General features: G+C 62.7%; 23 protein-coding genes. 13 read left to right on the forward strand and 10 right to left on the reverse strand.

Annotated features, from left to right (window positions below; genetic code table 11):
* Nucleotides 1–18: 18 nt before the first annotated feature.
* Both EB233_RS12210 and EB233_RS12215 read right to left on the reverse strand, forming a co-directional pair.
* Nucleotides 19–237 carry a DUF2061 domain-containing protein gene (locus tag EB233_RS12210; RefSeq protein ID WP_027054798.1) on the reverse strand — a complete coding sequence of 73 codons (219 nt, stop codon included), beginning with the start codon at nucleotides 235–237 and terminating at the stop codon, nucleotides 19–21.
* A gap of 134 nt (nucleotides 238–371) precedes the next feature.
* Nucleotides 372–2,036: a Na/Pi cotransporter family protein gene (locus tag EB233_RS12215; protein WP_064989815.1), complete on the reverse strand. Its 1,665-nt coding sequence runs from the start codon at nucleotides 2,034–2,036 to the stop codon at nucleotides 372–374.
* Nucleotides 2,037–2,425: 389 nt separating this feature from the next.
* Here EB233_RS12215 and EB233_RS12220 point away from each other — a divergent pair, with 389 nt between their 5' ends.
* The 3 genes from EB233_RS12220 to rpoD all read left to right on the forward strand — a co-directional run bounded on the left by EB233_RS12220 (nucleotide 2,426) and on the right by rpoD (nucleotide 7,337).
* Nucleotides 2,426–2,806, forward strand: a complete 381-nt coding sequence (locus tag EB233_RS12220; RefSeq protein WP_064989816.1) for an RcnB family protein — start codon at nucleotides 2,426–2,428, stop codon at nucleotides 2,804–2,806.
* A gap of 147 nt (nucleotides 2,807–2,953) precedes the next feature.
* Nucleotides 2,954–4,888 (forward strand): DNA primase, encoded by a 1,935-nt coding sequence (gene dnaG, locus EB233_RS12225; protein WP_064989817.1) that lies wholly within the window; start codon nucleotides 2,954–2,956, stop codon nucleotides 4,886–4,888.
* Nucleotides 4,889–5,312: 424 nt separating this feature from the next.
* Nucleotides 5,313–7,337: an RNA polymerase sigma factor RpoD gene (gene rpoD / locus EB233_RS12230; RefSeq protein ID WP_056578576.1), complete on the forward strand. Its 2,025-nt coding sequence runs from the start codon at nucleotides 5,313–5,315 to the stop codon at nucleotides 7,335–7,337.
* 69 nt (nucleotides 7,338–7,406) lie between these two features.
* Here the strand turns inward: rpoD and EB233_RS12235 are convergent, their stop codons facing one another.
* The gene (locus EB233_RS12235) at nucleotides 7,407–8,462 is read right to left on the reverse strand and encodes a TauD/TfdA family dioxygenase (protein ID WP_064989818.1); all 1,056 of its coding nucleotides are present in this window, start codon (nucleotides 8,460–8,462) and stop codon (nucleotides 7,407–7,409) included.
* Between the two features lie 213 nt (nucleotides 8,463–8,675).
* On the opposite strand from EB233_RS12235, the gene EB233_RS12240 reads away from it, so the two are divergent.
* The 6 genes from EB233_RS12240 (at nucleotide 8,676) to EB233_RS12265 (ending at nucleotide 12,470) form a co-directional block, all read left to right on the forward strand.
* On the forward strand, nucleotides 8,676–8,969 hold the full coding sequence (locus EB233_RS12240; RefSeq protein WP_064989819.1) for a GYD domain-containing protein: 294 nt from the start codon (nucleotides 8,676–8,678) through the stop codon (nucleotides 8,967–8,969).
* A gap of 127 nt (nucleotides 8,970–9,096) precedes the next feature.
* A complete protein-coding gene (locus EB233_RS12245; RefSeq protein WP_064989820.1) occupies nucleotides 9,097–9,366 on the forward strand; it encodes a putative hemolysin in 270 nt (89 codons plus the stop codon).
* A 35-nt stretch (nucleotides 9,367–9,401) separates the two neighbouring features.
* Complete coding sequence (locus EB233_RS12250) at nucleotides 9,402–10,466, forward strand: DMT family transporter (RefSeq protein ID WP_064989821.1); 1,065 nt, start codon at nucleotides 9,402–9,404, stop codon at nucleotides 10,464–10,466.
* Nucleotides 10,459–10,872, forward strand: a complete 414-nt coding sequence (locus EB233_RS12255; RefSeq protein ID WP_244277689.1) for a thiol-disulfide oxidoreductase DCC family protein — start codon at nucleotides 10,459–10,461, stop codon at nucleotides 10,870–10,872. Before EB233_RS12250 ends, EB233_RS12255 begins: the two co-directional genes overlap by 8 nt.
* A 101-nt stretch (nucleotides 10,873–10,973) precedes the next feature.
* The gene (locus EB233_RS12260; RefSeq protein WP_064989822.1) at nucleotides 10,974–11,588 is read left to right on the forward strand and encodes a GyrI-like domain-containing protein; all 615 of its coding nucleotides are present in this window, start codon (nucleotides 10,974–10,976) and stop codon (nucleotides 11,586–11,588) included.
* A gap of 225 nt (nucleotides 11,589–11,813) precedes the next feature.
* Entirely contained in the window at nucleotides 11,814–12,470 is a 657-nt protein-coding gene (locus tag EB233_RS12265) for a PadR family transcriptional regulator (protein ID WP_064989823.1), read from the forward strand.
* Between the two features lie 98 nt (nucleotides 12,471–12,568).
* On the opposite strand, the gene EB233_RS12270 is transcribed toward EB233_RS12265, so the two are convergent.
* Entirely contained in the window at nucleotides 12,569–12,829 is a 261-nt protein-coding gene (locus EB233_RS12270; RefSeq protein WP_027054810.1) for a YiaA/YiaB family inner membrane protein, read from the reverse strand.
* Between the two features lie 78 nt (nucleotides 12,830–12,907).
* Nucleotides 12,908–13,585 (reverse strand): PspA/IM30 family protein, encoded by a 678-nt coding sequence (locus EB233_RS12275; RefSeq protein WP_064989824.1) that lies wholly within the window; start codon nucleotides 13,583–13,585, stop codon nucleotides 12,908–12,910.
* A gap of 179 nt (nucleotides 13,586–13,764) precedes the next feature.
* Between EB233_RS12275 and EB233_RS12280 the strand changes: the two genes are divergently transcribed.
* The 3 genes from EB233_RS12280 to EB233_RS12290 all read left to right on the forward strand — a co-directional run bounded on the left by EB233_RS12280 (nucleotide 13,765) and on the right by EB233_RS12290 (nucleotide 17,318).
* Nucleotides 13,765–14,406 (forward strand): TetR/AcrR family transcriptional regulator, encoded by a 642-nt coding sequence (locus EB233_RS12280; RefSeq protein ID WP_064989851.1) that lies wholly within the window; start codon nucleotides 13,765–13,767, stop codon nucleotides 14,404–14,406.
* Between the two features lie 47 nt (nucleotides 14,407–14,453).
* Nucleotides 14,454–14,750 carry an HlyU family transcriptional regulator gene (locus tag EB233_RS12285; protein ID WP_027054813.1) on the forward strand — a complete coding sequence of 99 codons (297 nt, stop codon included), beginning with the start codon at nucleotides 14,454–14,456 and terminating at the stop codon, nucleotides 14,748–14,750.
* 129 nt (nucleotides 14,751–14,879) lie between these two features.
* Nucleotides 14,880–17,318: a GcvT family protein gene (locus tag EB233_RS12290; RefSeq protein ID WP_064989825.1), complete on the forward strand. Its 2,439-nt coding sequence runs from the start codon at nucleotides 14,880–14,882 to the stop codon at nucleotides 17,316–17,318.
* Nucleotides 17,319–17,921: 603 nt separating this feature from the next.
* Here the strand turns inward: EB233_RS12290 and EB233_RS12295 are convergent.
* The 5 genes from EB233_RS12295 to EB233_RS12310 are packed head-to-tail and all read right to left on the reverse strand — an operon-like array spanning nucleotide 17,922 to nucleotide 22,774.
* Nucleotides 17,922–19,307, reverse strand: coding sequence for a dipeptidase (locus EB233_RS12295; protein WP_064989826.1), 1,386 nt, complete (start codon nucleotides 19,305–19,307; stop codon nucleotides 17,922–17,924).
* Nucleotides 19,304–20,062: an SDR family NAD(P)-dependent oxidoreductase gene (locus EB233_RS31650; protein ID WP_027051454.1), complete on the reverse strand. Its 759-nt coding sequence runs from the start codon at nucleotides 20,060–20,062 to the stop codon at nucleotides 19,304–19,306. The genes EB233_RS12295 and EB233_RS31650 overlap by 4 nt, the downstream gene beginning before the upstream one ends.
* The gene (locus EB233_RS12300; RefSeq protein WP_064989852.1) at nucleotides 20,059–21,105 is read right to left on the reverse strand and encodes a ketopantoate reductase family protein; all 1,047 of its coding nucleotides are present in this window, start codon (nucleotides 21,103–21,105) and stop codon (nucleotides 20,059–20,061) included. Before EB233_RS12300 ends, EB233_RS31650 begins: the two co-directional genes overlap by 4 nt.
* The gene (locus EB233_RS12305; protein ID WP_064989827.1) at nucleotides 21,102–21,803 is read right to left on the reverse strand and encodes a creatininase family protein; all 702 of its coding nucleotides are present in this window, start codon (nucleotides 21,801–21,803) and stop codon (nucleotides 21,102–21,104) included. The genes EB233_RS12300 and EB233_RS12305 overlap by 4 nt, the downstream gene beginning before the upstream one ends.
* The gene (locus tag EB233_RS12310; protein WP_064989828.1) at nucleotides 21,800–22,774 is read right to left on the reverse strand and encodes a GntR family transcriptional regulator; all 975 of its coding nucleotides are present in this window, start codon (nucleotides 22,772–22,774) and stop codon (nucleotides 21,800–21,802) included. The genes EB233_RS12305 and EB233_RS12310 overlap by 4 nt, the downstream gene beginning before the upstream one ends.
* 188 nt (nucleotides 22,775–22,962) lie before the next feature.
* On the opposite strand from EB233_RS12310, the gene EB233_RS12315 reads away from it, so the two are divergent.
* Nucleotides 22,963–24,540: an ABC transporter substrate-binding protein gene (locus EB233_RS12315; protein ID WP_064989829.1), complete on the forward strand. Its 1,578-nt coding sequence runs from the start codon at nucleotides 22,963–22,965 to the stop codon at nucleotides 24,538–24,540.
* Nucleotides 24,541–24,603: the final 63 nt, after the last annotated feature.

Genomic DNA, 24,603 nt, shown 5'->3' on the forward strand with positions numbered 1-24,603 from the left:
GAAATTTTTGTCGCCGCTTTAGCTTTTCTTGACCGGCGTCTTGCGGCCATAGGGAATCTTGAGCCACGCCCGCTCGTGGAAATAATAAAGCAGCGACTTGGTGAAGACCTCGGTCACGCCGATGGTGGCGGCCAGCTTGACGCTTCCCGTCACGACCAGGGAAATGATCAGCGTGTCGATGGTGCCGGTCATACGCCAGGACAGTGCCTTGGCGAAACTGCGCGAATGGGTGTCCATCGATTTCCCTCCGGTGGAGCCGGATGCTTAGCCGACCGACGGCAGGATGAGCAAAGACTAATTTTTGTGGTTCGTGCCCGGATGACGCAAACGTGCTTACGGACCGATGGCGGCGCGGCGAATTCTTCTGATGCTCAGCTCGCCTTCAGCCGCGATCCGGTCAGCAGGCCGCGCTCTTCCAGCACCGGATAGGCCATCGATGCCAAGAGCGAATTGATCTGCTTCAGGTCGCGGATGGTGTCGAGGTGGATCGAGCTGGTTTCGACGCTTTTGGCGGTGCCTTCACGCAGCCGCAGGAAGTGGCTGGCGCTGGTTTCCTTCTCGCGGTCGCGCAACTGGTCCTTTTCCAGCACCAGCTGGCGGGCGGTTTCGGGATCGCGCGACACCAGCACGTTGAAGGCAAGCCTTGCATTGGCCAGAACCGAGCCGTGGAAGGCGCACAATTCGCTCCAGCCTTCGTCGGTGAATTCCAGCCCGCGATCGAACTTCTTCTTCACATGCACCAGCATGTTGCGCACGATGATGTCGCCGACCTGTTCGAGCTTGACGCAGGCGCCGATCAACTCCTGGCAGCGCAGCGCCTCGTCCTCGGTCAGCGGGTTCTTGGTGACCTTGGCGAGGTAGAGCTTTATCGCCGCATGCTTGCGGTCGACGCGGTCGTCGAGCGCGGCCAACGCCTTGATCTTGTCGGCATCGGCGCTCTCATAAAGCTCGATGATGCGCTTCAGCATGATCTCGACCGTCTCGCACACCCGCACCACCTCGCGCGTGGCGTTGGCCAGCGCCTGGCTCGGCACGTCGAGCGCGCTCTCGTTGAGCGCCGACAATTCGATGACGTCGAGCGAGGCGGCCGGTGCCTGCTTGGTGCCGAGCGCCACGATCTTTTCCGAGGCGCGATAGACGAAACCGGCCAGCGGCAGACCGGCAAGCAGGACCAATACATTGAACAGGATGTGCGCGTTGACGATCTGGTCGGCCGCCGTTGCGCCGAGGAAGGCGAAGTGCGGCCTGAAGATCATCACCAGGACAAGCATGAGCAGCGAGCCGAGCCCGCGCATCAACAGATTGCCGACGGGCACGACGCGCACTTGTGGCGGCGACGAACGGGTCAGCATGGGCGCGATGATCGAGGAGCCGAGATTGACGCCGAGGATGAGGACGACGCCGAGCTCGGGCGTGATCAGGCCGCGGCCGGCAAGCGTCGCCATCAGAAGGACCGCCGCGATGCTCGACTGGAACAGCCATGTGATCAACGCCGCCAGGAGATAGGCGGTGATCGAATCGCCGGAGAAGTAGTTGAGGATGACCGGCAGGAGCTGGCTGTTGCGCAACGGCTCGGAGGCCTGGCCGATCATTTCCAGCGACAGGATCAAGAGGCCGATGCCGACCAGGATGCGCCCGGTCTGGCGCCAGTCGCGCCTCTCGGTGGCCATGAACATCACCGTGCCGGTGATCAGGCAGAGCGGCACCAGCAGCGTGAGATCGAAGGTCAAGAGCTTGACCACCAGCGCCGAGCCGATCTCGGCGCCGCGCACGGCCAACTGGCCGGCCGCACCGGAGACGATGCCGGACCCGGCGAAGGAGCCGACCAGCAGCGTCACCGCGGTCGAGCTTTGCAGCGCGATAGCAAGGCCGGTGCCGGCCAGCACCGCCATGATCGGATTGCGCATGGTGGCGCGCAACCGGTGGCGCAGCACGTCGCCATAGGCGCGCTCGACGCCGGTCTTCACCATGCGGGTGGCAAACAGCATCAGCGCGACCGCGCCGGCCAGATGCAGAAGGACGACGGAACCGCTCATTGGGACGCCTGCATGCGAATGGAGCGCGCGATGCTGGCAGCGCGGCGATCGGGTGAGAAGACAAGGATACGAATCATGGTCATGGCAGCAGTGGAATATAACCGGAATATTTTAGCCGGATAATAAAATTTTGTCGATTTCGTGGGGCTGTCGCGGCGCGACAGGCCATGTCGGAAAATGGACGGATGCGCAGATGGTTGCACAGCCGGTGATCGGGCGGCCAGAAGAACGGCCAGCCTTGCCATGGGCTGATGCAGCATCTTTGCAAGGATGTTCAAATATCGAAATTAAACACAGGATTTCATTACACAATTGTAATGCTGGCGTTCAGTTTCAGTTCATCCGTCGGCGGCTATTCCTCGGGGCATCGACAATCAAGGAGACTTCTCATGAAACGCATTGTTCTTTCTGTCGTCGCCGTCTCGATGCTGGCCGCCACGTCGCTGACCGGCCAGGCCGCGCCGATGAATGCGCCGGTCGCGCCGCAGTCGAATTACACCAAGGTCGACTGGCAGAAGCCCACCAACCGGGACGTCAAGAAGCGTGTCATCAAAAAGCGGGTCATTCAGAAGAAGGTCATCGTGAAGCGCAACCACTGGCGCAATGGCCAGAAATATTCGGGCTGGCGGCAGCACCAGCCGATCCGCGACTATGGCCGCTACGGCCTGCACCGTCCCGGCCGCGGTCAGGAATGGATCCGCGTCGGCAACGACTATGTGCTGGTCAGCATCCTCTCCGGCATTATCTTCGGCGCGATTGCCGCGCAGTAAGCCCCCGCCATAGCGTCGGGTTGAAGGGAAGGGCGGCCCGCAATGGCCGCCTTTCCTTTTTTGCCCTGTGGAAACCGGGTATGGCCTGTATTGGGGGTCGTCGGATTTCGCTTGCGTGATTATATGGTGGGGAAACGAGTTCCCTCAATGCGCTTTCCGCCCGCCTTTCTCGACGAGATACGCGACCGCGTGCCGATTTCACAGGTCATCGGCCAGCGCGTCGCGTGGGATCGCAAGAAGACCAATGCGTCGCGGGGCGACTACTGGGCCTGCTGCCCGTTCCATGGCGAGAAAAGCCCATCCTTCCACTGCGAGGACAAGAAAGGCCGCTACCATTGTTTCGGCTGCTCGGTTTCGGGCGACCATTTCAAGTTCCTCACCGAGCTCGAAGGACTGAGTTTCCCCGAAGCAGTCGAGAAGATCGCCGACATGGCCGGTGTGCCGATGCCGGTCCGCGACGTTCAGGAAGAGCGGCGCGAGAAGGAACGTGCCAGCCTGACCGACGTCATGGAAATGGCGACAACCTTCTTCCAGGAGCGGCTGCAGGGGCCTGAGGGAGCCAAAGCCCGCGCGTATCTGAGGGATCGCGGGCTGACGCCGGCGACGCAGCAGTCGTTCCGGCTTGGCTTCGCGCCGGACAGCCGCAATGCGCTGAAGGAGCATCTCGCCGCGAAAGGCGTGCCGAAAGCCGATATCGAGGCCTGCGGGCTGGTGCGCCATGGCGACGATATTCCGGTTTCCTACGACTGGTTCCGTGACCGCATCATGTTCCCGATCCCGGATTCGCGCGGCAAGATCATCGCCTTTGGCGGTCGGGCGCTGGCGCCCGATGCGCTGGCCAAATACATGAATTCGCCCGACACGGAGCTCTTCCACAAGGGCAACGTGCTCTACAATTTCGCCCGAGCACGCAAGGCCTTGGCAAAAGGCGGCACGGTGATTGCCGTGGAAGGCTATATGGATGTGATCGCGCTGGCCCAGGCCGGTTTCGAGAATGCCGTGGCGCCGCTGGGCACGGCGCTCACGGAGAACCAGCTCGAATTGCTGTGGCGCATGGTGCCGGAACCGATGCTGTGCTTCGACGGCGACAAGGCTGGACTGAAGGCGGCATGGCGTGCCGCGGATCTGGCATTGCCCTCGGTGCAGGCCGGGCGCTCGGCGCGCTTCGCGCTGCTGCCGGAAGGCAAGGATCCCGACGACCTGGTCAAAGCCGAGGGGCCGGACGCATTTCGCGCGGTGCTTGCCGATGCGCGGCCGCTGGTCGACCTCTTGTGGATGCGCGAGACGGCAGGCGGTGTCTTCGACACGCCGGAGCGGCGGGCGGAACTGGGAAAGACGCTGCGGGAATTGACCAGTCGCATCCGCGACGAAAGCACGCGCTATCACTACCAGCAGGAAATGCGTGAGCGGGAGAAGAGCTTCTTCGGCTCCCAGCGCGATACGCGGCAAGGGCGCCAGGACTGGAAACCGGGGCAGGGCAAGGCAGCCCCGCCTGGCGGACAGTTCGCCAAGCCTGGTGGCGGCCGCATGGCGATCACCGAAAGCCTCGGCCAATCGGCGCTGGTCAAGCGCGGCGGCGAAGGCATGTCGGTGCGCGAGGCGACGATCATCGTGGCCCTGGTCAACCATCCGCCGCTGATCGACGAGAATTTCGCCCATGTCGAATTTCTCGACCTTGCCAATTCCGAGTTGCAGCGGCTGCACGCCGCCATCCTCGACGCGATGGCGCATGACATGGCCAATGACCGCCACGCCGTGGTGACGATGATCGAGCGTGCCGGCTGCGCCGAGATCTGGGAGCGCGCGGTCGGGCTGATCCGGCGGGCGCGGCAATGGCCGGCGCTGGAGACGGCGGCACTTGACGACGCCCGCGACGCTCTGAACCAGGCCCTGCACTTGCAGCGCAGCGCGCGCACCTTACATAAGGAGCTGAAACAGGCGGAAGCAGCGCTCGAAGCCGATCCCTCGGACGAAAACTTCCGCCATCTGATCGAAATTCAGGCGCAATTTCAGGATGTGCAGGCGACGGAAGCGCTGATCGAAGGATTCGGCGTTTCGTCGGGCAGGGCCGGGCGAGCCTGAGTGCGGCGGCGTACAGGAATGAGAGCGTGGCCGGGCTTTCCCAGGGAGCAGGTCGCGCTAAGTCGGGTAATTGATTCGCTTTTTTCATGCGAATCATGCGAGAGGCGCTTGACCTTCCGACAGAATGGCGGAATCAGGACGATTCGAAACGTTAACCCGCACCCGCGCCGACGGGAAATGAGCGATGTGAGGTACTGGTCACTGGACAGGCAGGCAGCCTGCCACAGATATCAGGGTTAATCTGGACTTAATGCATGTCGCCCAAAAGTGGGAACCGGTTTGGGGCGACGACATGCACCAAACAAAGAGTGGATGCAGTCAGTGGCCCGGGTGAAGCGCGTTTGGAAAAACGAGCGTATCCGATTTGACTGGTCCGACAGCTTACGCGGCCCCGATGGCCGGCCGCTAGGAGAAGATAAAAACTATGGCGACTAAGGAAAAGGAAGAGGTCGAGACCGAACGCGAAGGCGCCACCGATGGCCCTCTGCTCGACCTTTCCGATGATGCTGTCAAGAAGATGATCAAGGCCGCCAAGAAGCGCGGCTATGTCACCATGGACGAGCTGAATTCGGTGCTGCCTTCCGAGGAAGTGACCTCCGAGCAGATCGAGGACACGATGGCGATGCTGTCCGACATGGGCATCAACGTCGTCGAGGATGACGAGCAAGGCGAAGAGGCCGAGGCCGGCGACACCGCGGCGGATGCCGAGGAAGACGCCAACGAACTGGCCGAACAGACCGGCACGGCGGTCGCCGCCACCACCACCAAGAAAGAGCCGACCGACCGTACCGACGATCCGGTGCGTATGTACCTGCGCGAGATGGGCTCGGTCGAGCTTCTGTCGCGCGAGGGCGAAATCGCCATCGCCAAGCGCATCGAGGCCGGCCGCGAGACGATGATCGCGGGCCTGTGCGAAAGCCCGCTGACCTTCCAGGCCATCATCATCTGGCGCGACGAGCTCAACGAATCCAAGATCCTGTTGCGCGAGATCATCGATCTCGAAGCCACCTATGCCGGTCCCGAGGCCAAGCAGGCGCCGGTGGTCGAGCGCATCGAGGAAGCGCCCAAGGCCGAGGAAAAGCCGCGCCGCGGACGCGACGATGAAGACGACATCACCAATGTCGGCGCCGATACGCGCGGCATCGGGGACGATGACGAGGAAGACGAAGACGAGGCCAGCCTGTCTCTGGCGGCGATGGAAGCGGAACTGCGTCCCCAGGTGATGGAGACGCTCGACGTCATCGCCGACACCTACAAGAAGCTGCGCAAGCTGCAGGACCAGCAGGTCGAGAACCGCCTGGCCGCCGCCGGCACGCTGTCGCCCAGCCAGGACCGCCGGCTGAAGGAGCTGAAGGACCAGCTGATCAAGGCGGTGAAGTCGCTGTCGCTCAACACGGCGCGCATCGAGGCGCTGGTCGAGCAGCTCTACGACATCAACAAGCGCCTGGTGCAGAACGAGGGCAAGCTCTTGCGCCTCGCCGAAAGCTATGGCGTGCGGCGTGAGGAGTTCCTGAAGGAGTATCAGGGTTCCGAGCTCGACCCCAACTGGACGCGCTCGATCGCCAATCTGACCTCGCGCGGCTGGAAGGAATTCACCAAGAACGAGAAGGACGCGATCAAGGACCTGCGCGCCGAGATCCAGCACCTGGCCACCGAAACGGCGATCTCGATCCTGGAATTCAGAAAGATCGTCAACCAGGTGCAGAAAGGCGAGCGCGAAGCCGCGATCGCCAAGAAGGAAATGGTCGAGGCCAATCTGCGCCTGGTCATCTCGATCGCCAAGAAATACACCAATCGCGGCCTGCAGTTCCTCGACCTGATCCAGGAAGGCAATATCGGCCTGATGAAGGCGGTCGACAAATTCGAATACCGTCGCGGCTACAAGTTCTCGACCTACGCGACATGGTGGATCCGGCAGGCGATCACGCGTTCGATCGCCGACCAGGCGCGCACCATCCGCATCCCGGTGCACATGATCGAGACGATCAACAAGATCGTGCGCACCTCGCGCCAGATGCTGCACGAGATCGGCCGCGAGCCGACGCCGGAAGAACTGGCCGAAAAGCTCGCCATGCCGCTCGAAAAAGTGCGCAAGGTGTTGAAGATCGCCAAGGAGCCGATCTCGCTCGAAACGCCTGTGGGTGACGAGGAGGATTCGCATCTGGGCGATTTCATCGAGGACAAGATGGCGATCCTGCCGATCGATGCGGCGATCCAGGCCAATCTGCGCGAGACCACCACGCGCGTTCTGGCCTCGCTGACACCGCGCGAGGAGCGTGTGCTGCGCATGCGCTTCGGCATCGGCATGAACACCGACCACACGCTGGAAGAAGTCGGCCAGCAGTTCTCGGTCACCCGCGAGCGTATCCGCCAGATCGAAGCCAAGGCGCTGCGCAAGCTCAAGCACCCGAGCCGCTCGCGCAAGCTGCGCAGCTTCCTCGACAGCTGAGGCGCGCTTTATCCGTCACGAAATCAAGGGCGCCGATCGGCGCCCTTTTCATTTCAGGCGGGCTTGCTCCTACAACGGCACGTTCAGCCTTGTGCCCTTGACGATGATGCCGCCGCGGTCGCCGATCTCGATCGAGCCGTAACGCTGCCTGAAGCACTCGGGCAGGGGGCGGTCGCCGGGAACCGACAGCCACAGGCGCAGCATGTGCCGCCGCTTGTCCGGATCCGGCCAGTCGCGAAAACCCATGCGATCGTGCAGCAGGGAATGATTGTAGACGAACTGCATGTCGCCGGGCCGCAGCCGCATCGACAGGTTCAGCCTGACATCATTGGCGAGGCTGTCGAAGAGGTCGAGCGCTTCGATATGCGCCGCGCTCAGCCGCATGGCATCGGGGAAGCGCTGCGCGCTGTCGATATACTGGCGCTGATAGATGCCGGTCAGCAAGCCGGCATGCCAGTTGAGGACCGGGATTTCGAAATAGGGTTTTTCGCCTTCCGGTATCTCGCCGCGCCGGTCGGTGGCGATCGGATCGAACAAAAGCCGGACCAGATCGGGCCGGCTTTTGCGCATCTCGTTGTAGATCGTCACTGTGCTGACCAGCAGGGATTCGCCGCCCTGCATGGCATCGTGCAGGCACAGCAGCCCGACGACATCGGCGGAATCGGTGTGAAACGTCTGGCGCTCCGCCGTCTGGTAGATGCGTGTCGTGGCGGCCCTCGCGTCGGCGCCGATGTCGCGGACATGGCCGAGAATGTGGCCCTGGGCATTCTGCGACCGTGCGCTTCCCAGATGCGCGCCGATACCGCAGAAGATCGTTGCCGCCATTTCAGCGGAATATCCCTCGACCGGGAGACCGCGCAGCACCTCGAAGCCAATGCCGGCGATCAGTTTTTCGCGAAGGGCGGCAAGATGGCCGGCGAGCCGGGGCAAGAGGAAATCAGCCTTGGTCAGGTTGCCGATATCGTGCGAGCCGGCGAGGAAGCCGGAGGCTGCCGATTCAAGCTCCGCGACATCCCGAGGGTCCAGTTCGACCAGCCAACGGTCGGGATGCCTGGCCATGTCCTCGCCGGTCCAAGCGGCAGGGATGTCGATCTGATCCGGCGGCAGGTCTGTCGTCTCGCGCATGGGTTCTCCTGCGGGGCTGATGGCCAAGATGGAGACTGCCGCAGTCAGGCGGATTTTTAAACCGGCTTTCGCGGGTCGTTGCTGGCGCGGTGGTCCTTGCGAGATGTTCGCCGCAGGAGGATAATTTCATATCGGATGCATTTTCTGGGCGACAACCCGGATGCCCGCCCCGGCGAAGCCGCCGTGCTCCGTGGCCCCGGAGGGAGGTGAGCCATGACAAGCTACATCGTGCTGATGAACTGGACGGAGCAAGGCGCCAGAAACGTGCGCGATTCACCCAAGCGGCTCGACGCCGCCAGGAAGCAGTTGGGAGATATGGGCGGCTCGTTCAAGTCGTTCTATCTGACCATGGGCGAATACGACATGGTGGCTGTGGTCGAAGCCCCCGACGACGCGGTGCTCGCGCGTTTCTCGCTGATGCTGGCGGCGAGCGGCAACATCCGGACGCGAACGCTCAAGGCCTTCCCCGAATTCGCTTATCGCGAGATCATCGCTTCGCTCGGATAGTATTCCCGGACAGCCGGATCAGGTGCGGCCTTGATGGCACCTGATCCGGGGCGCATTTCGACATAATTGACGGTTGCCTCGGGACAGGATGCCTCGCCGTGGTAGATATGCGGCCGTGAGGATTGCGATGAACAATTTTTCGATACTGGCCGGTGCTCTTGTCTTGATATCGCTGATGCCGATCGACGTCGGCGCCGCCGCGACAAAACCGGTAGCCATGGCCAATCCGGCTTCCGTCCATTGCGGCGAGATCGGGGGACGCCTGGTGATCAGGAAGGACAGAGCCGGCAACGAATATGGCTTCTGCCGCCTGCCCAAAGGGCGCCTTTGCGAGGAATGGGCACTGTTTCGCGACAACAAATGCGTCGGCCCAAGGGCCTCGATGCGCAGCAAATAGCAGCCACGGCGCCGCCTGGGTACAAGGATAGGACCATGTCAGAGCCGCACTCGCATTCCCATCTGTGGCCCGGCGTGCCGCTTGCCCTGTTTTCGGCCGCATTGTTTGGCGCAACACCGCCCCTTTCCAAGCTGCTGCTCAACAGCATCAGTCCCTTCATGCTGGCTGGCCTGCTCTATCTCGGCGCTGGCGTTGGCGTTGCTGTGTATCGCCTGCTTCGCGGCAAACAGGCCGCGGCCGGCGAAGCGCAACTGGCCGCCAGGGATGTCCCTTGGCTGGCGCTGGCGATCGGCATGGGCGGCATCCTCGCGCCGGTGTTGTTGATGTTCGGTCTCAGCCTCAACACGGCATCCAGTTCAGCGCTGCTGCTCAACCTGGAAGGGCTGGCGACCATGGCGATCGCCTGGCTCGTCTATCGCGAGAATGTCGACCGGCGTCTGCTTTTTGGCGCCTTCGCCATTCTGGCGGGCGCGGTGCTGTTGTCATGGGACGGCGGTGGCGTTGCTTTCAACCAGGGCGCCCTGCTGGTGGCGGGGGCTTGCGTGGCCTGGGGGCTGGACAACAATTTCACGCGCAGGATTTCAGCCACCGACCCCGTGGTGATCGCCATGCTGAAAGGCCTGGTGGCGGGCGCGGCCAATGTCGCATTGGCGCTTGCCGCCGGGGCGTGGTTTCCCGCGATGTCGATTGTCGCGGCCACGGCCGCGGTCGGCTTCCTCGGTATCGGCGTCAGCCTGGCGATGTTCATCCTGGCGCTGCGCCATCTCGGGACGGCGCGCACTGGCGCCTATTATTCGCTTGCCCCGTTCATCGGCGCGCTGCTGGCCATCGTCATGCTGGGCGACGCCGTCACTCTCAAACTGCTGGTCGCGGGACTTCTGATGGGCGTCGGCCTGTGGCTGCATCTGTCGGAACGCCATGAGCACGAGCACGATCATGAGGCGCTGGAACATGAGCACAGCCATGTGCATGACGAGCACCACCAGCACGATCATGACGGGCCAGTGAGCGAGCCGCATTCGCATTGGCACCGGCATGCGCCGATGCGCCACCGGCATCCGCATTATCCGGACCTGCACCATCGGCATAGCCATGGCTGAGCATGCCAACATCATGCTCAAGCAAACACCCAAGCCTGAACTGACCATCTGGTACAACACGCGATGCCCTGTCTGCGATGCGGGCGTCAGCTGGCAAAAGCGGCGGCTGGTCGAAGCGGTCAAGGCGGGGCGGACCGAGTTTCGCGACATCAATCTGGAACCGGCGGCACTTGGCGGTTTCGGCGCATCGCTGGAGGACATCCGCCGCAGGCTGCACGCCACCGACACGACCGGCCGGCTGCTGGTCGGCGCCGATGTCGCGATTGCCATATGGCGGGCGACACCTGGCGAGGGCTGGCTGGCCGCACTTTTCGGCAATCCGGTTGCCTTGCCGTTGACACGACTTGCCTATGACCGGTTCGCCGACCTGCTCTACGCCTGGAACCGGCGCAAGGGCCGCTGGTAGTCCTTGTCTTGCATGTCGCCTCTCGTAGCTTTGACTTCAATCAATGCTGCCCCGCTCGATACCACCGACTATGGAACCATCACTTTTGATGAGGGTCTGGGATGGAGAAGATCGACTTCAAAAAGATCATGAAGGCGTTCTGGCAGCCTCCTCCTGGTGTGTTTTCCCTGGTCGATGTTCCCAAGCAGCAGTTTGCGATGATCGACGGCAAGGGTGACCCGAATACCTCCGAAGAATACCGGCATGCGATCGAATGGCTCTTCTCGGTGAGCTATCCCCTGAAGTTCATGTCGAAGAAGGAGTTCGGCAAAGATTATGGCGTGGCTCCTTTGGAAGGCCTCTGGTGGGCCGAGGACATGTCGAGCTTCCTGACGGGCGATAAGGATCTCTGGTCGTGGACCATGATGATCATGCAGCCGGACTGGATCCCAGCCGAAATGTTCGAGGCAGCTCTTGAAAAGGCGCGCGCGAAGCTCGGCCAGCCGCCCGAAAGTCTCAGATTGCAGTCCTTTCACGAAGGGCTGGCGGTGCAGATCATGCATATCGGACCCTATAGCGCGGAAAGGCCCACGATCCTGCGCCTGCATGAGGAATTCCTGCCCGCCAACGGTCTCGTCGAAAGTGGGAAGCACCACGAGATCTACCTGGGTGACCCCCGCAAGGCGGCACCAGAAAAACTGAAAACGGTGATCCGCCAGCCGGTCAAGAAACGATAGACCTGACGACACCGCAGGTCGAAGGGGCTTGAAGGTACCTTCGAGCCTGATGTCAGACGCTTGCGCAGTGGTCGTCGACCCGCGAAGCGCCTTCTAAACTAGCCGCGTGTCCGGCGAAAGCAAGCTCTGGCTCCGCATTCCGATACATCGTAAGATATATCTTGACTCCAAGAGGGCCGACACGTAGTTGAGATATATCGTAAGATAGAACTCAAGGAGCAATCCATGCACAGACACAGTCATTTCGGCGAGCGCATGTTCATGCACATGGCCGCCAAATTTGGTGGTAGAGGGGGCGGCGGCTTTGGCCCGTTCGGCCATGGCGGTCGCGGCGGCGGACGTGGCGGCCCGGGCGACATGTTCCGCGCCGGCCGCATGCTGGCCGACGGCGACCTCAAGCTGATCACGCTGTCACTGCTGGCCGAGGCGCCGCGCCACGGCTACGACATCATCAAGGCGCTGGAAGAGCGCACCAGCGGCATCTACAGCCCGAGCCCTGGCGTGGTCTACCCGACGCTGACCTTCCTGGAAGAGGCAGGCTATGCCGTCTCGTCGAGCGAAGGCAACAAGAAGGTGTTTTCCATCACCGAGGCCGGGCAGGCGCATCTTGCCGACAATCGCGAGATGATCGACGGCGTGCTCGACCATCTCGAACGCTTCGGCCGCAAGATGGCCAAGGCGCGCGACTGGTTCGGCTGGAACGATGATGGCGAGGAGCGGCGCGGCGGCCGTGGTGACGCGCGCGACGAGTTTCGCGCGGTGCGTCATCGGTTGCGGGCCGCCCTAAGCGACCTCGTGGACGCTCCCGCCGAGCGGCAGGCAGCGGCGATCAAGGTGCTCGAATCCGCTGCGGAGGCACTGGAAGCGCTGGCGCACAAGTGATGTGAGGCAGGTCGGGTACCGACCCGGCAAGAACCCACCTTCTGCAAGGCACAAAAAAGCCCGGTCGCCCGGGCTTTTTTCGTTTGTTCAGGCCGGCATCATTCCTTGCCGACATATTCGCTGATCAGCTTCTCGTTGCGGGCCTTCTCGATCTTGGCGGTGGTTTCGGCGGAGATGCGTTCATCGGTGCGGTACTTGACCAGGTTCACCAGGCTGCCGGTCAAGAGCAGGATGCCCATGGCCCAGTAGCCCTTGGTCGCCAGGTCGACCGGCGCCAGCCACAGCGACAGGCCGAGCATGAAATAGGCGGCACCGACCGAGGCGGTGTTGAACATGATGTAGGTCTGATTGGCGTTCATTGGAGTTCTCCGTTGGTTCGACGATGTTGGATCTGATGGAAGTCGGGCCTGCGAAGGCTGGTTTTCAGTTGATGGTCCTCAGGCGCCGGTCTTGAGGCGATCCAGCACGTCGCTCGCGCGCACCTTCACCGCCGGGCCATGCCCGGCGTCGGCAAGGCGGTCGCGGATCGCTTCGTGACGCAACTCGCCGTCGATCTCGTCGAGAATGCCGGCTTCCTCGAACGGGTCGCTGGCGCCCTTGATGCGGGCCAGAAGCTCCTCGGCGTCGTTGAGGCTCGACGACTGGCCGATCGACCTGAACAGGCGTGATTGCGCCTTGCGCTCGGCATCGATGGCGCGGGCCGAGATCATGCCCTGGTTGAGGTCGATGATGCGGCGATGCGCCCGCTCGACCGAAACGCGCATCCGCAACGTCTTTTCGCCGAGGCTCTGAACGGTGGCGCGGCGGACCTCGCGTTCATTTTCCAGTTCGGCGATGGCCGCCGCACCGCTTTCGGCAAGCCCGCTGTTGCCGGCGGCCAGCGCGCTGATGGTGCGGCTCTCCAGATCGGCGTGACGGCGGTCGAGCTGGTCGAGACCGGCCTGCTCGGCCCGCTGACGCAGGATCAGCGTGGCAAGCGTCTGCTTGGCGGCGGCAAGACCCGCCTCGGCGTCGCGGATGCGCTGCGCCAGAAGGTCGATAGCGAAGCGATCCTTGAGGCCGTCCTCGGCCCTTGCGCTGGCGCCGTCGAGCAATGTTCTGATCAGGCTAAGCATGGTTCTTCTCCCTTCGAATTGCGACGTGAACAATGTTCACAACGGCAATGTAACAGGAAATGAACATTGTTCAAGTCATTTTTTGAACGCTGTTCACGAAACCCTTCATATGGTAAAGAGCGGGAAATCGCCGTTTGAAGAACGCGCCGCACGAGGCATGCGCAGCCACAAGGATCGATATGGCACTGGACAAGGAAGAGACGGGCGAGCGGGTGCTGGCCATTGCCGAGGCGCTGCTCAACGCGGGCGGCATCGACAATCTGAAAGCGAGGACCATCGCCGAGCAGGCAGGCATCTCGGTCGGCTCGGTCTACAATTTGTTTTCCGACCTCGACGGGGTGCACCGTGCCGTCAACATGCGGCTGCTCGACCGGCTGGGTGCGGCCGGGGCGGCGGCGATGGCCGATCTTAGCCAGCGCGGCATCACCGATGTGCGCCAGCGCCTGCTGGCGCTGGCCGGCGCCTATGTGCGCTTTGTCGAGGCGCATCCAGGCAGCTGGCCGGCGCTGCTCGCGTTCAACAGGCGTCGCCCGACGCTGACCGAGCCGGATGCCTACGAGGCACGGCTCGACCAGTTGTTCGAGATCATTGCCAGTGTGCTTGCAGGCGGTGACTTCGACCTTGACGACGACACGCGCCGGATCGCCGCACGCACGCTGTGGTCGAGCGTGCACGGCATCGTCACCAGCGGCTACGCGGCCAGATCCGTGCGCCGGCAGGCGGACGAGATCGACGAGCAGATCGAGCTGCTGGTCGCCGTCTTCATCAGGGGGCTGGAACGCGACGGCACATTCGCGCATGCTGGAACGACAGCGTCGTGAATCGCGAACGGACCGCGGTCTGCAGGACGAACAAGGAGATTTGAGCCATGTCTTTTCTGAAACGTCTTTTCGGCGGTGGCGGCGGCGGTGAAGCGGCCGAGCCCAAAAGTGCCGCACCCGCCAAGCAGGTCGAGCACAAGGGTTTCCTGATCAGCGCCACGCCCTACAAGAACGATGGCCAGTACCAGACCTGCGGCATCGTCTCCAAGGAGGTCGACGGCGTGATGAAGGAACACAAATTCATCCGCGCCGACCGCTTCGCCGGCCTGGACGACGCCGTCGACATCTCGATCAAGAAGGGCATGCAGCTGGTCGACGAACAGGGCGAGCGGATTTTCGGATAGGGGCGGCCAGGTCGCGCCTGCATAAACCCAGCTTATCATCATCCGCAATTTTTGAAGACGTTACACGGCCTTTCGCCATCTGTAGCTTCGACGATGCTCCTTTGAAAACACTAAGGATTTGGTGGGTTGATGCAGACGCATGCGCGGGTGGTGATTGTCGGTGGCGGGTGTGTCGGCGCGGGGATCCTGTATGGGCTGGCAAAGCGGGGTTGGACCGACGTCGCGCTGCTCGAACGCACGCAGCTGACGGCCGGCTCGACCTGGCACGCGGCCGGTCTCGTTCCATCCTATGCCCGCAACATCAATATCGGCCGGATGATCAACAAGACCATCGAGATCTATGAGGGGCTGGAAGCCGAGACCGGGCAGCCGGTCGGATGGCACAAATGCGGCCAGTTGCGCATCGCCAATTCCCGGGACCGGCTCGACGAATACAAGAGCTATATGAGCGTCGCCGACGTTCAGGGCATGCGGGCGCATTTGCTGTCGCCGGCGGAAGTGAGGGCGCTGTGCCCGCTTCTCGACAACAAGCATATGCTGGGCGCGCTCTATCACCCCGATGACGGCCATATTGCCCCGGCCGACGTGACCCATGCCATGGCCAAAGGCGCGCGGGATCTCGGCAGCAAGGTCTATCTCAACACCGAGGTCACCGGCTTTCAGCGGACCGCCGGCGGCGAATGGCGGGTGCAGACCAACAAGGGCGAAATCATCTGCGAGCATGTGGTCTGCGCGACCGGCAATTACGCGCGCCAGACCGGCGCGCTGCTTGGCCTCGACATTCCCGCCATCCCGATCCTGCACCAGTACTGGATCACCGAACCGGTGCCGGAGATCGTCGAGCGCAAGAAGCAGGGGCGGGCGGAAATGCCTATCCTGCGCGACGAGGGTTTTGAAGGCTATCTGCGCGAGGAGGGCGACGGCTTCATGTTCGGGCCTTACGAGCGCACCGAACACCTCAAGCTGTTCGCCGAGGACGGCGTTCCCGCCTGGTTCGGCGCCGACCTCGTCGAAGAGGATTTCGAGGCGGTGTCGTGGAACTGGGAGCAGGCAACGCAGCTCGTGCCGTCATTGGGACGCGCCGGCATCAGGGCCAATGTGCGCGGCCCCTTCCAGATGACGGCGGACGAGCTTCCGCTGATGGGACCGTCCTGGGGCCTGCCCAATGTGTGGCTGGCCGAGGGCGTGCCGGGCGGCATATTGTGGGGCGGCACGATCGGCTACTATCTTTCGGAGCGCATCGTCGAAGGCGGCAACAGCCTCGACACCTCCGATCTCGACCCTCGCCGCTTCGGCGACTACGCCAACAAGGCCTGGACGCGCGAAAAGGTCCGCGAGGCCTGGGGCACGCATGCGGAGCAGAAATATCCGGGACAGGACATGCCTGCCGCCCGCCCGCAGAAGACCGCGCCGTCCTATAACAGGCTGACAGAACTCGGTGCCGTCTGGGGCGTGCTCAACGGCTGGGAAATGCCCAACTGGTTCGCGCCGAAGGGTGTCGAGGCCAGGGACCAATATAGCTGGCGCTGGACCGCCAAGGGCGTGTTCGTCGGCGAGGAAGTGCAGGCCGTGCGCAACGCCGTCGGCCTGGTCGAGATGACGCCGATGACCAAATTCGAGGTGTCGGGACCAGGTGCCGTTGCCTGGCTCGATAGGATTCTCGCCAACCGGCTGCCGGCGAGCGGCCGGGCGGTGCTGGCGCATCATCTCACTACCGGCGGCGGCGTGCAGGCCGAATACATGGTGGCGCGGCTTGGCGAAGACAGCTTCTACCTCATTTCGACGCCGCGCGCCGAGCGCTGGAATTTCGACGATCTCTCGAAACTGCTTCCCGCCGACGGCGGCGTCAGCCTGAAGAACGTCACCAACGAGCGCGGCTGCTTCACGGTCGTCGGGCCGAACGCGCGCAAGGTTTTGCAGCCGCTTACCGAGATCGATCTTTCCAATACCGCCTTTCCCTGGTTCGGCGTGAAGACCGGCAACGTGGCGCTTGCCAGCGATGTGCGGCTGCTGCGGGTGAACTACGAAGGCGAGCTCGGCTGGGAGCTTTATCATCCCATGGCCTACCAGCGGCAATTGCTCGACGCGATCCTGAGAGAGGGCGAAAAGCACGGCATGCGGCTGGTCGGCCTGCATGCGCTGGAATCGCTGCGGCTCGAAAAATCCTACCGCGCCATGTACCGGGACATGAATCCCGAGCTCAACGCGCTGGAGAGCGGCCTCGAACGCTTCATCCGCCTCGACAAGGGCGATTTCATCGGCCGCGACGCGGTGCTGAAATACAAGGACAAGAACGACCAGCGGCGCTCGGTGACGCTGAAGATAGAAACCGACGGCGCCAGCACGCTCGCTTGCGAGGGGCTCTATATCGATGGCCAACTGGTCGGGCGCATCACATCGGGCGGCTATGGCTACACGCTTGGGCACGACATTGCGCTGGCGCTGTTGCCCGAACGGCTGAGCAAGCCGGGTACGAAGCTGGACGTGGCGATCCTGGGGGAGTGGAAAGTCGCCGAGGTGGTCGCGGATTCGCCTTATGATCCGAGCTCGGCCAGGGCGCGGGTGTAAGGGGGGCGACGATGTCCGGCAGAGGTTCGGACCGAGCATCGGCCGGACCTCGACATCTCCAAGCATGAAGTGACGGGACCCAAATTCATTCATCCGCGCCGACCGCTCGACGACACCTCGATCGGGTAGAGCGAACTGGTCGAAGCGACGACAATCTGCGTTTCGCCAAAGTGCTCGTTCGCAGCGAGTTTCTCGGATGACGTCAATGGGGCCGCAAGCGGACCATCCGCTTTGGGCATCGGACCTCGAAGAGCAGGCGCTGGAGTGACATTCGCCCTGATACGGTTCCCGCAGCCGGCCGCATCCTGGGCTCGACAAGATCGATCCTTCTGGCCGCGCTAAAGGAGGCCATCAAACGCCAGCATGACTCGCTGCGCGCGATGATCTTCACGACGAGATCGTGCAGCCGGCAATACTTCCCACAGCGCGGCGCGCGCCGTCAGCTGGGCTCCATGAGTTCCGCCGTCGATACTCCCGGCCGATTGCACAGCTTGCTCATCAGTGACTTCGAGCCGCGGGGGCGCAGGCGCGTTCGGCCGCTCTGATGAAAGCATGACGGCCCGGCGTGCCTCCACGAAAGGCGGTGCCATGCACGGAGCCCGGTTACTTTCCGCCCATCGATAAGCCCAGGCGCTGGAACAGCCGGGCCCAGGCGATCTGGCCGATGCTGAAATTATCCAGCCGGAAGAATTCGTTCGGCGCATGGTAGTCCTCGTCGGATGTCGAGAACGAGAAGAAGATCGTGCCGACGCCCAGATGCTCCTTAAAGACGCTGCCGATCGGGATCGTCGCGCCCATGGCAACACGCAGCGATGTCGCGCCCATCATTTCGCCGAGCAGCGTTTCGGCGATGGCAAGCGCGGGCAGACCGGGATCGATCGAGAACGCCTTCGTGCCGGGGCCGTGGCGTGTGATGTCAAGCGAATAGCCCGTCGGCAAGTGTGTTTCGAGGTGGCGCCGGATGGCCTCGGCAACCTTGCCGGGCTCTTGCCCGGCGACGAGGCGGCATGTGATCTTGGCGCCCGCCGACGAAGGAATGACCGTCTTGGTCCCAGGTCCCGAATAGCCGCCGAATATGCCGTTGAATTCAAGCGTTGGCACCAGCCACTGACGAACCAGGAGGTCGTGGCCGCTAGGCAGCGGATCGGGCGCCGGTGCGCCGATCCCGGCGAAATAGGCGGCGCTATCGAAGCCTGCGGCATCGATCGCGTCGAGAATGGCCGGATCGGGCGGTATGACGCCGTCCGTGAAGCCCGGCACTGTTACAGCGCCGTCCCTGTCGTGCAGGCTGGCCAGCATGGCGGCGAGTGCGCGAATGGGACTTGGCGCACTGCCGCCGTGTCGGCCGGAATGAAGATCCTTCGCCGCGCCCGTCACCACCACGTCGAGCGCGACCATGCCGCGGCTGGCCACCGTCATCGACGGCCTGTCGGCGCGCCACATGGCGCCATCGGCGGAAACGACGAGATCGCAGGCCAGTCGATGGCGCATTGTGTCGACGAGCGGCGAGAAATGCGGGCTGCCCGATTCCTCCTCGCCCTCGACCAGAATCTTGATGCTGAGCGGCAGGCGCCCGGTGGCCTTCAGGAATGCCTCGACAACAAGGATCGGGATCAGCACCGGTCCCTTGTCGTCCGAAACGCCGCGCGCATAGAGCCGATTGTCGCGGACCGTCGGCTCGAAGGGCGGCGTCGCCCATTTTTCGACCGGATCCGGCGGCTGCACATCGTAGTGGCCGTAGACGAGAATGGTCGGCGCATCGGCGGTGCCGATGATTTCACCGAACACGGCCGGATGGCCATCCGTCTCGATGATCTCGACGGTCGGGAACCCGGCACGCGTCAGCCGTTGAGCGACGAAGTTTGCGGCCGAACGGATACCGTCGCGATAGGCCGGATCGGTGCTGACGCTCGGGATCCGGCAGAACGCCTTCAGGTCTTCCAAGGCTTCGTCGGCGTGGGCGACGAGATAGGCCTCGACGGCGCTCACTTGCCGCCGTCCACGCTGATCACCTGGCCGCTGACCCAGCCGGCGAAATCGGAGGCGAAGAACATCACCATCGCCGCGATGTCGTCGGGCGAGCCGAGCCGCTTCATCGCGATATTCTGGAGCAGCTTCTGCTGGCCGTCCTCGCCCATCGCCTCCCATTGCCGCTCGGTGCTGGGATTGGAGCGCACGAAACCCGGCGCGACGTTGTTGACTGTGATGTTCCACGGTCCGAGTTCATGCGCGAGCTGGCGTGTCAGCCCGATCTGGCCGGCCTTGGCGCTGGCGTAGGCCTGGATGCCGGTGAGGCTGATGCCGAGCCCGGCGCCGCTGGAGATGTTGATGACGCGCCCATAGCGGCGCATTTTCATGCCGGGCGCCACGGCCTGCGTCATGAAGAAGGCGCCGGAGAGATTGACGTCGAAAATCGTCTGCCAGTCGGTCTGCGAGATGTCCTCCAGCGGTCGGCCAACCTGCCCGCGCACGCCGCCAGCATTGTTGATGAGGATATCCACCGCGCCCGCATCAGCCTCGATCGCGCCGACGACCAGTTGTACACCGCCGCGATTGCCGACATCCACGACATGCGGGCGGCAATTTTCGCCGCAGAGTTGATGGGTTTCCGCAAGGCCGGCTTCGTTGACGTCCAGGATATGAACCGCCGCGCCGCGTTCGGCGAATGCTTTGGCGATCGCACGGCCAAATCCATGCGCCGCGCCGGTGACGATGACGGTTCGCTTGTCGAAACTTATGTTCATTGGGCGTTTGCCGGAGTGCTCGGCATGACTTTGGCCAGTTCATCGAGATTGCTCATAACGAGCCGCCGCTTACCGTCCTCGATCTCGTGGATCATCTCGACGGTGCGCGACGTCAACGGCGTCGCGATACCGAGTTCTCGCCCGATCTCGACGATCGGGAGAATCTGCGCATCGACCTCCGTCTTGCGCTTGCGGATGGCGAGGTCGCGCCAGATGCCGGTATGCGATTTCGCCGACCGACGGTTGTGAATCACCATGTCGTTGAAGGAACGATCGGTGGCGGCCTTGGGTGATCCTGGCGCGAACGCGCTCGGGTCAAAGCCGTCGAACGCTTCGACCTTGACCCCATTCGCCTTGGCGACGGCTCCGACTTCCAGTCCCACCGCCGAGAGGACCGCGCGATAGCGCGTGTCGGCAAACACATCGGCTATCGAATCGTCCGTCAGCGCCGTGGCGAAGAGCAGCGCGCCATAGATCATCTTGCCCCAGAGATAGCCCCAGATATTGTCGGTGAGCACCGCTTTCGGCTCGAAATCCTGCATCAGGCGGTGCAGCTCTGCGATGCGCGGGGTTCGCTTGCCGTCGAGTTCGCCGATCACCACCGCGCCATGGCCGCTGTAATGGACCACGCCCGGCTCCAGGTAATCCGCGCCGAAATTGACGAAACAGCCGATCGTGCGCTGGTTGCCGACGATTTTGGCGATGGTGAGTTCGTTCAACCCGTTCTGCGCCGAGATCACGCAGCCGCCATCGGCCAGATGAGGCAACAGCGCAGTCGCGGCAATGCGCGTATGGTGCGCCTTGACGCACAGGAAAATCCGCTCGAAACGGCCAGTTACGGCGGCAGGAAGGAAGGCCGGTGCCTTCACCACATCCTGAAGGATCGGTCCGGCGATGCGCAAGCCATCGGCGTTTATCGCCTTGACGTGGCCGACATCACTGTCGATGAAAGTGACGGCATGGCCGGCGCGGATGAAGGCAGCGCCGAGCGTGCCGCCGATCGCTCCGGCGCCCCAAATCAGGATCGGTCCGGTCTCATTCATGACCATGGACCTTCGAGCAGATCGCGCGTCTCCTTGACCGCGATGTCCCAGATCGCCTGCATGTCCTCGTCCGGGCGCTCGTAATAACCACCGAAATTGCCGTCGCCGAGATAGTCGCGAACCGCCTCGGGCGACATCAACCGCATGCGGGCAAGGTCGATCATCGGCTTCTGCTGCGTCGGCGGTTTCGCGCCGGCAAGCCGGGTCCAGGGGAAATTCTCCATCCAGGAGGCGTGGGAGGCGACCGGATCGATCTCGAGCACCTTGCCCATCGTCGCGGGGGCGGCCCACCAATTGTGGAATTTTATCGCGGTATCCGGATTGTCGGCCATCCATTCGATTGCCAGGGCGCCGGCCGGCTGGTTGCCGCCATGGCCGTTGACGATCAGGATTCGCCGGAACCCTTGCGCGCGCATGCCGTCGAGGATATCCCTGACGAGGCGTATGTAGGTCTCGATGCGCAGGCTGATCGAACCAGGATAGGCCATGAAATAGGGCGTCAATCCATAGGCGACGACCGGGAACACCGGAATGCCAAGCGGCTCGGCCGCTTCCGCCGCCACGCGCTCAGAGAGGATCGAATCGACCGACAACGAGAGATGCGCGTGTTGCTCCGTGCTGCCGAGCGGAAGGATCGCGCGGTCATCCTTGCCGAGAAATTGCTCGACCTGCCGCCAGTTGCATTCGGAAATTCTCACGACGCCTTCCTTTCCTCGTCCGTTGCATTGATCAGCGGCACCAGCACACGCTCGATTTCGGCGGTGTCGGGGGCATGCCGGTATTCGAATGCGGTGACACGCCCCTGCAATTTCGCCAGGACATCCTCGGCGCCGCTGGCGAACACGACGACATCGGACGCGCCGAGCAGACCCTCCAGATCCGGCGTTTCGAGCGTAGCGCCTGTCAGATGCTCGACATGGGGGGCGAAGCGCTGGACGCCGGCCTTCATGATCGGCAAGAAATCCGGGAACCTGGAGATAACAGCGACGCGCGCCAGCGAATCCAGCGCGGCCAGCGCCTTTCGGGTTTCTTCCGAAGGGATGAAGCTGATCGACACCACCTTGGTGTTGGGGACTAGCGACATCACCTCGCGCTGGCGATTGACGAAGGTGACGGCGAGATCGGCCGAATTGGCGCGTGCACGGGCGGCGGGGTCACGTTCAATCGCCGAGATCGTCAGCGGCTCGACGGTCACGCTATTTCCGAGGCGCGCGGCGATGAAGCGCGAGTAGCTGGCGGTGGCGTCGGTGAACAATCCGATCATGACGATCTTGGTCCGGGCACCTATGCTGTCGCGATAGAAGGCGCGCGCGCTGACCAGTGAGACGAGTTCGGCCGGCCGGATCCCCGCGGCGGTTCCGGCGTCAATCAGCGCGTCGATCCGCCTGTGCAGTTCCATCGCCTCCGGACGGGCGGCGAGCCGTGCATGCCCGCTGCTGGTGACGAAGGAGCCGGAACCGGGACGCGTTTCGATCATGCCGGAAGCCTTGAGGTCGCCATAGACCTGGCTGACCGTCATTGGGGCCACGCCGATGCGCTCGGCCAGTTCCCTGACCGACGGGAGCAGTTCTCCTGGCAGCAATTGGCCGCAGGCGATGCCGTATTCGATCAATCCCTGCAACTGCGTGCGCAGAGGCACTGGCAGATCGCGGTCAACCGAGAACTCCATTCAGATCAGTCCAATCAAGTGTATCATCCACCTATAACGCTTAGTCCGGTCGATCTTGGGTGACAAGCACGTTCTTGCGCCAGAGCAGCGGATTTGATGGGACGATCCCGTTGACAGGATAGGCCACGCATGAAAACGTTATGGCCAACAAGAACACTTAAAATTCCTCTGGAGGTACGGGAGCCGTCATGAACATGCTCGTCAAGGCTGCGCTGAGCGCGGCACTTCTCGTTGGAACCAGCTACAGTGCGCTTGCTGTCGAACGCGGCGGCACGCTGAAATACGGCCGCTATGCGGACAGCCTCTTTCTCGATCCGGTGCTCAATGATGCCAATGTCGACATCTGGGTCCTGTCCAATCTCTACGATACGCTGATCCAGCCCACCGACGACGGCAAGGGCCTGAAGCCGGGCCTGGCGACGGAATGGAAGGTCGCCGACGATGGGCTTTCCGTCACGCTGACATTGCGCGACGGCATCAAATTCTCCGATGGATCGCCGATCACCCCAGCCGATGTACAATGGTCGCTGAAGCGCGCCGCCGATCCGAAGAAAGGCATCTGGAATTTCCTGGTTGGCTCGATCCAAGACGTGACCACCGCAGGCGATCACACCGTCATCATCAAGCTCAAGAACACCGATCCAGCAATCCTCGCCGCGCTCACTGTGTTCAACACCGCGATCCTGCCGATGAAGGCGTTCGAAGCCTCGCAAGGGACGACCGACGAGGAAAAGGCGAAGAGCTTCTCGGCGCATCCGATCAGCTCAGGTCCGTTCGTCCTGCAATCATGGGACCACGGCCAGTCGATGAAGCTGACCCGCAACGAGAATTACTGGGCCAAGGGCGAGGACGGCAAGCCGCTGCCCTATCTCGACGGCATCGATTTCGAGGTGATCCCCGATGATGCCACACGCATCCTGAAATTGCAGTCGGGCGAGATCGATGGCGCGGAATTCATCCCCTATGCGCGCGTCGACGAATTGAAGCAGGCCGACGGCATCGACATGAAACTCTACCCGTCGACCCGCGTCGAATACATCACCATGAACGTGCGCCCGAAGATCGGCGACAAGGACAATCCGCTGTCGAACGAAAAAGTACGCCAAGCGATGAACTACGCGACAAACAAGGAAGCGATCATCCAGGTGGTGACCCATGGCGTGGGGTCGCAGATGACCTCGTTCATGTCCTCGGCGACGCCGCTGCACAAGGGTGACAAGCCGCTCTATCCCTATGATCTCGACAAGGCCAAGCAGTTGATGAAGGACGCCGGTTTCGAGAGCGGCTTCCAAACCAGTCTGCTCGTGCTTGCCGGCAACCAGGACGAGATCGGCATCGCCACGGCGCTGCAGCAGATGTGGGGCCAGATCGGCATCAAGCTCGACTTGCAACAGGTCGACAATCCGAGCCGCACCCAGCAATACCGCGACGGCACGTTCACGATGCGCGAGGCGGCGTGGACCGACGACATCGCCGACCCGAACGAGATCGCTTCGTACTTCGTCTATTCGCCGACCATCGGGGCGCTGCATAGCGGCTGGAAGAGCGACGAGGCCGACAAGCTTTTCGAAGCCTCGCAAAAAGAGACCGACGTCGCCAAGCGTACAGACCAATATGCCAAGATGCAGGACATCTACAACAGCAGCGGACCGATCGTCCCGCTCTACGAGACCCCCTATCCGGTCGCGTTGAGCAAGAAGGTGCAAGGCTTCGTGCAGATCCCGCTCGGCAACAATATCTTTGGCGCCGCGTGGCTGGAGAAGTAGGCTAACCGCCTGAGACGGCGAACGGTATGTCGTTCGCCGCCATTTCGCTCCAATTCAACAAGG

It is taken from the genome of Mesorhizobium erdmanii, assembly GCF_013170725.1.
In the GTDB taxonomy this organism is placed as follows: domain Bacteria; phylum Pseudomonadota; class Alphaproteobacteria; order Rhizobiales; family Rhizobiaceae; genus Mesorhizobium; species Mesorhizobium erdmanii.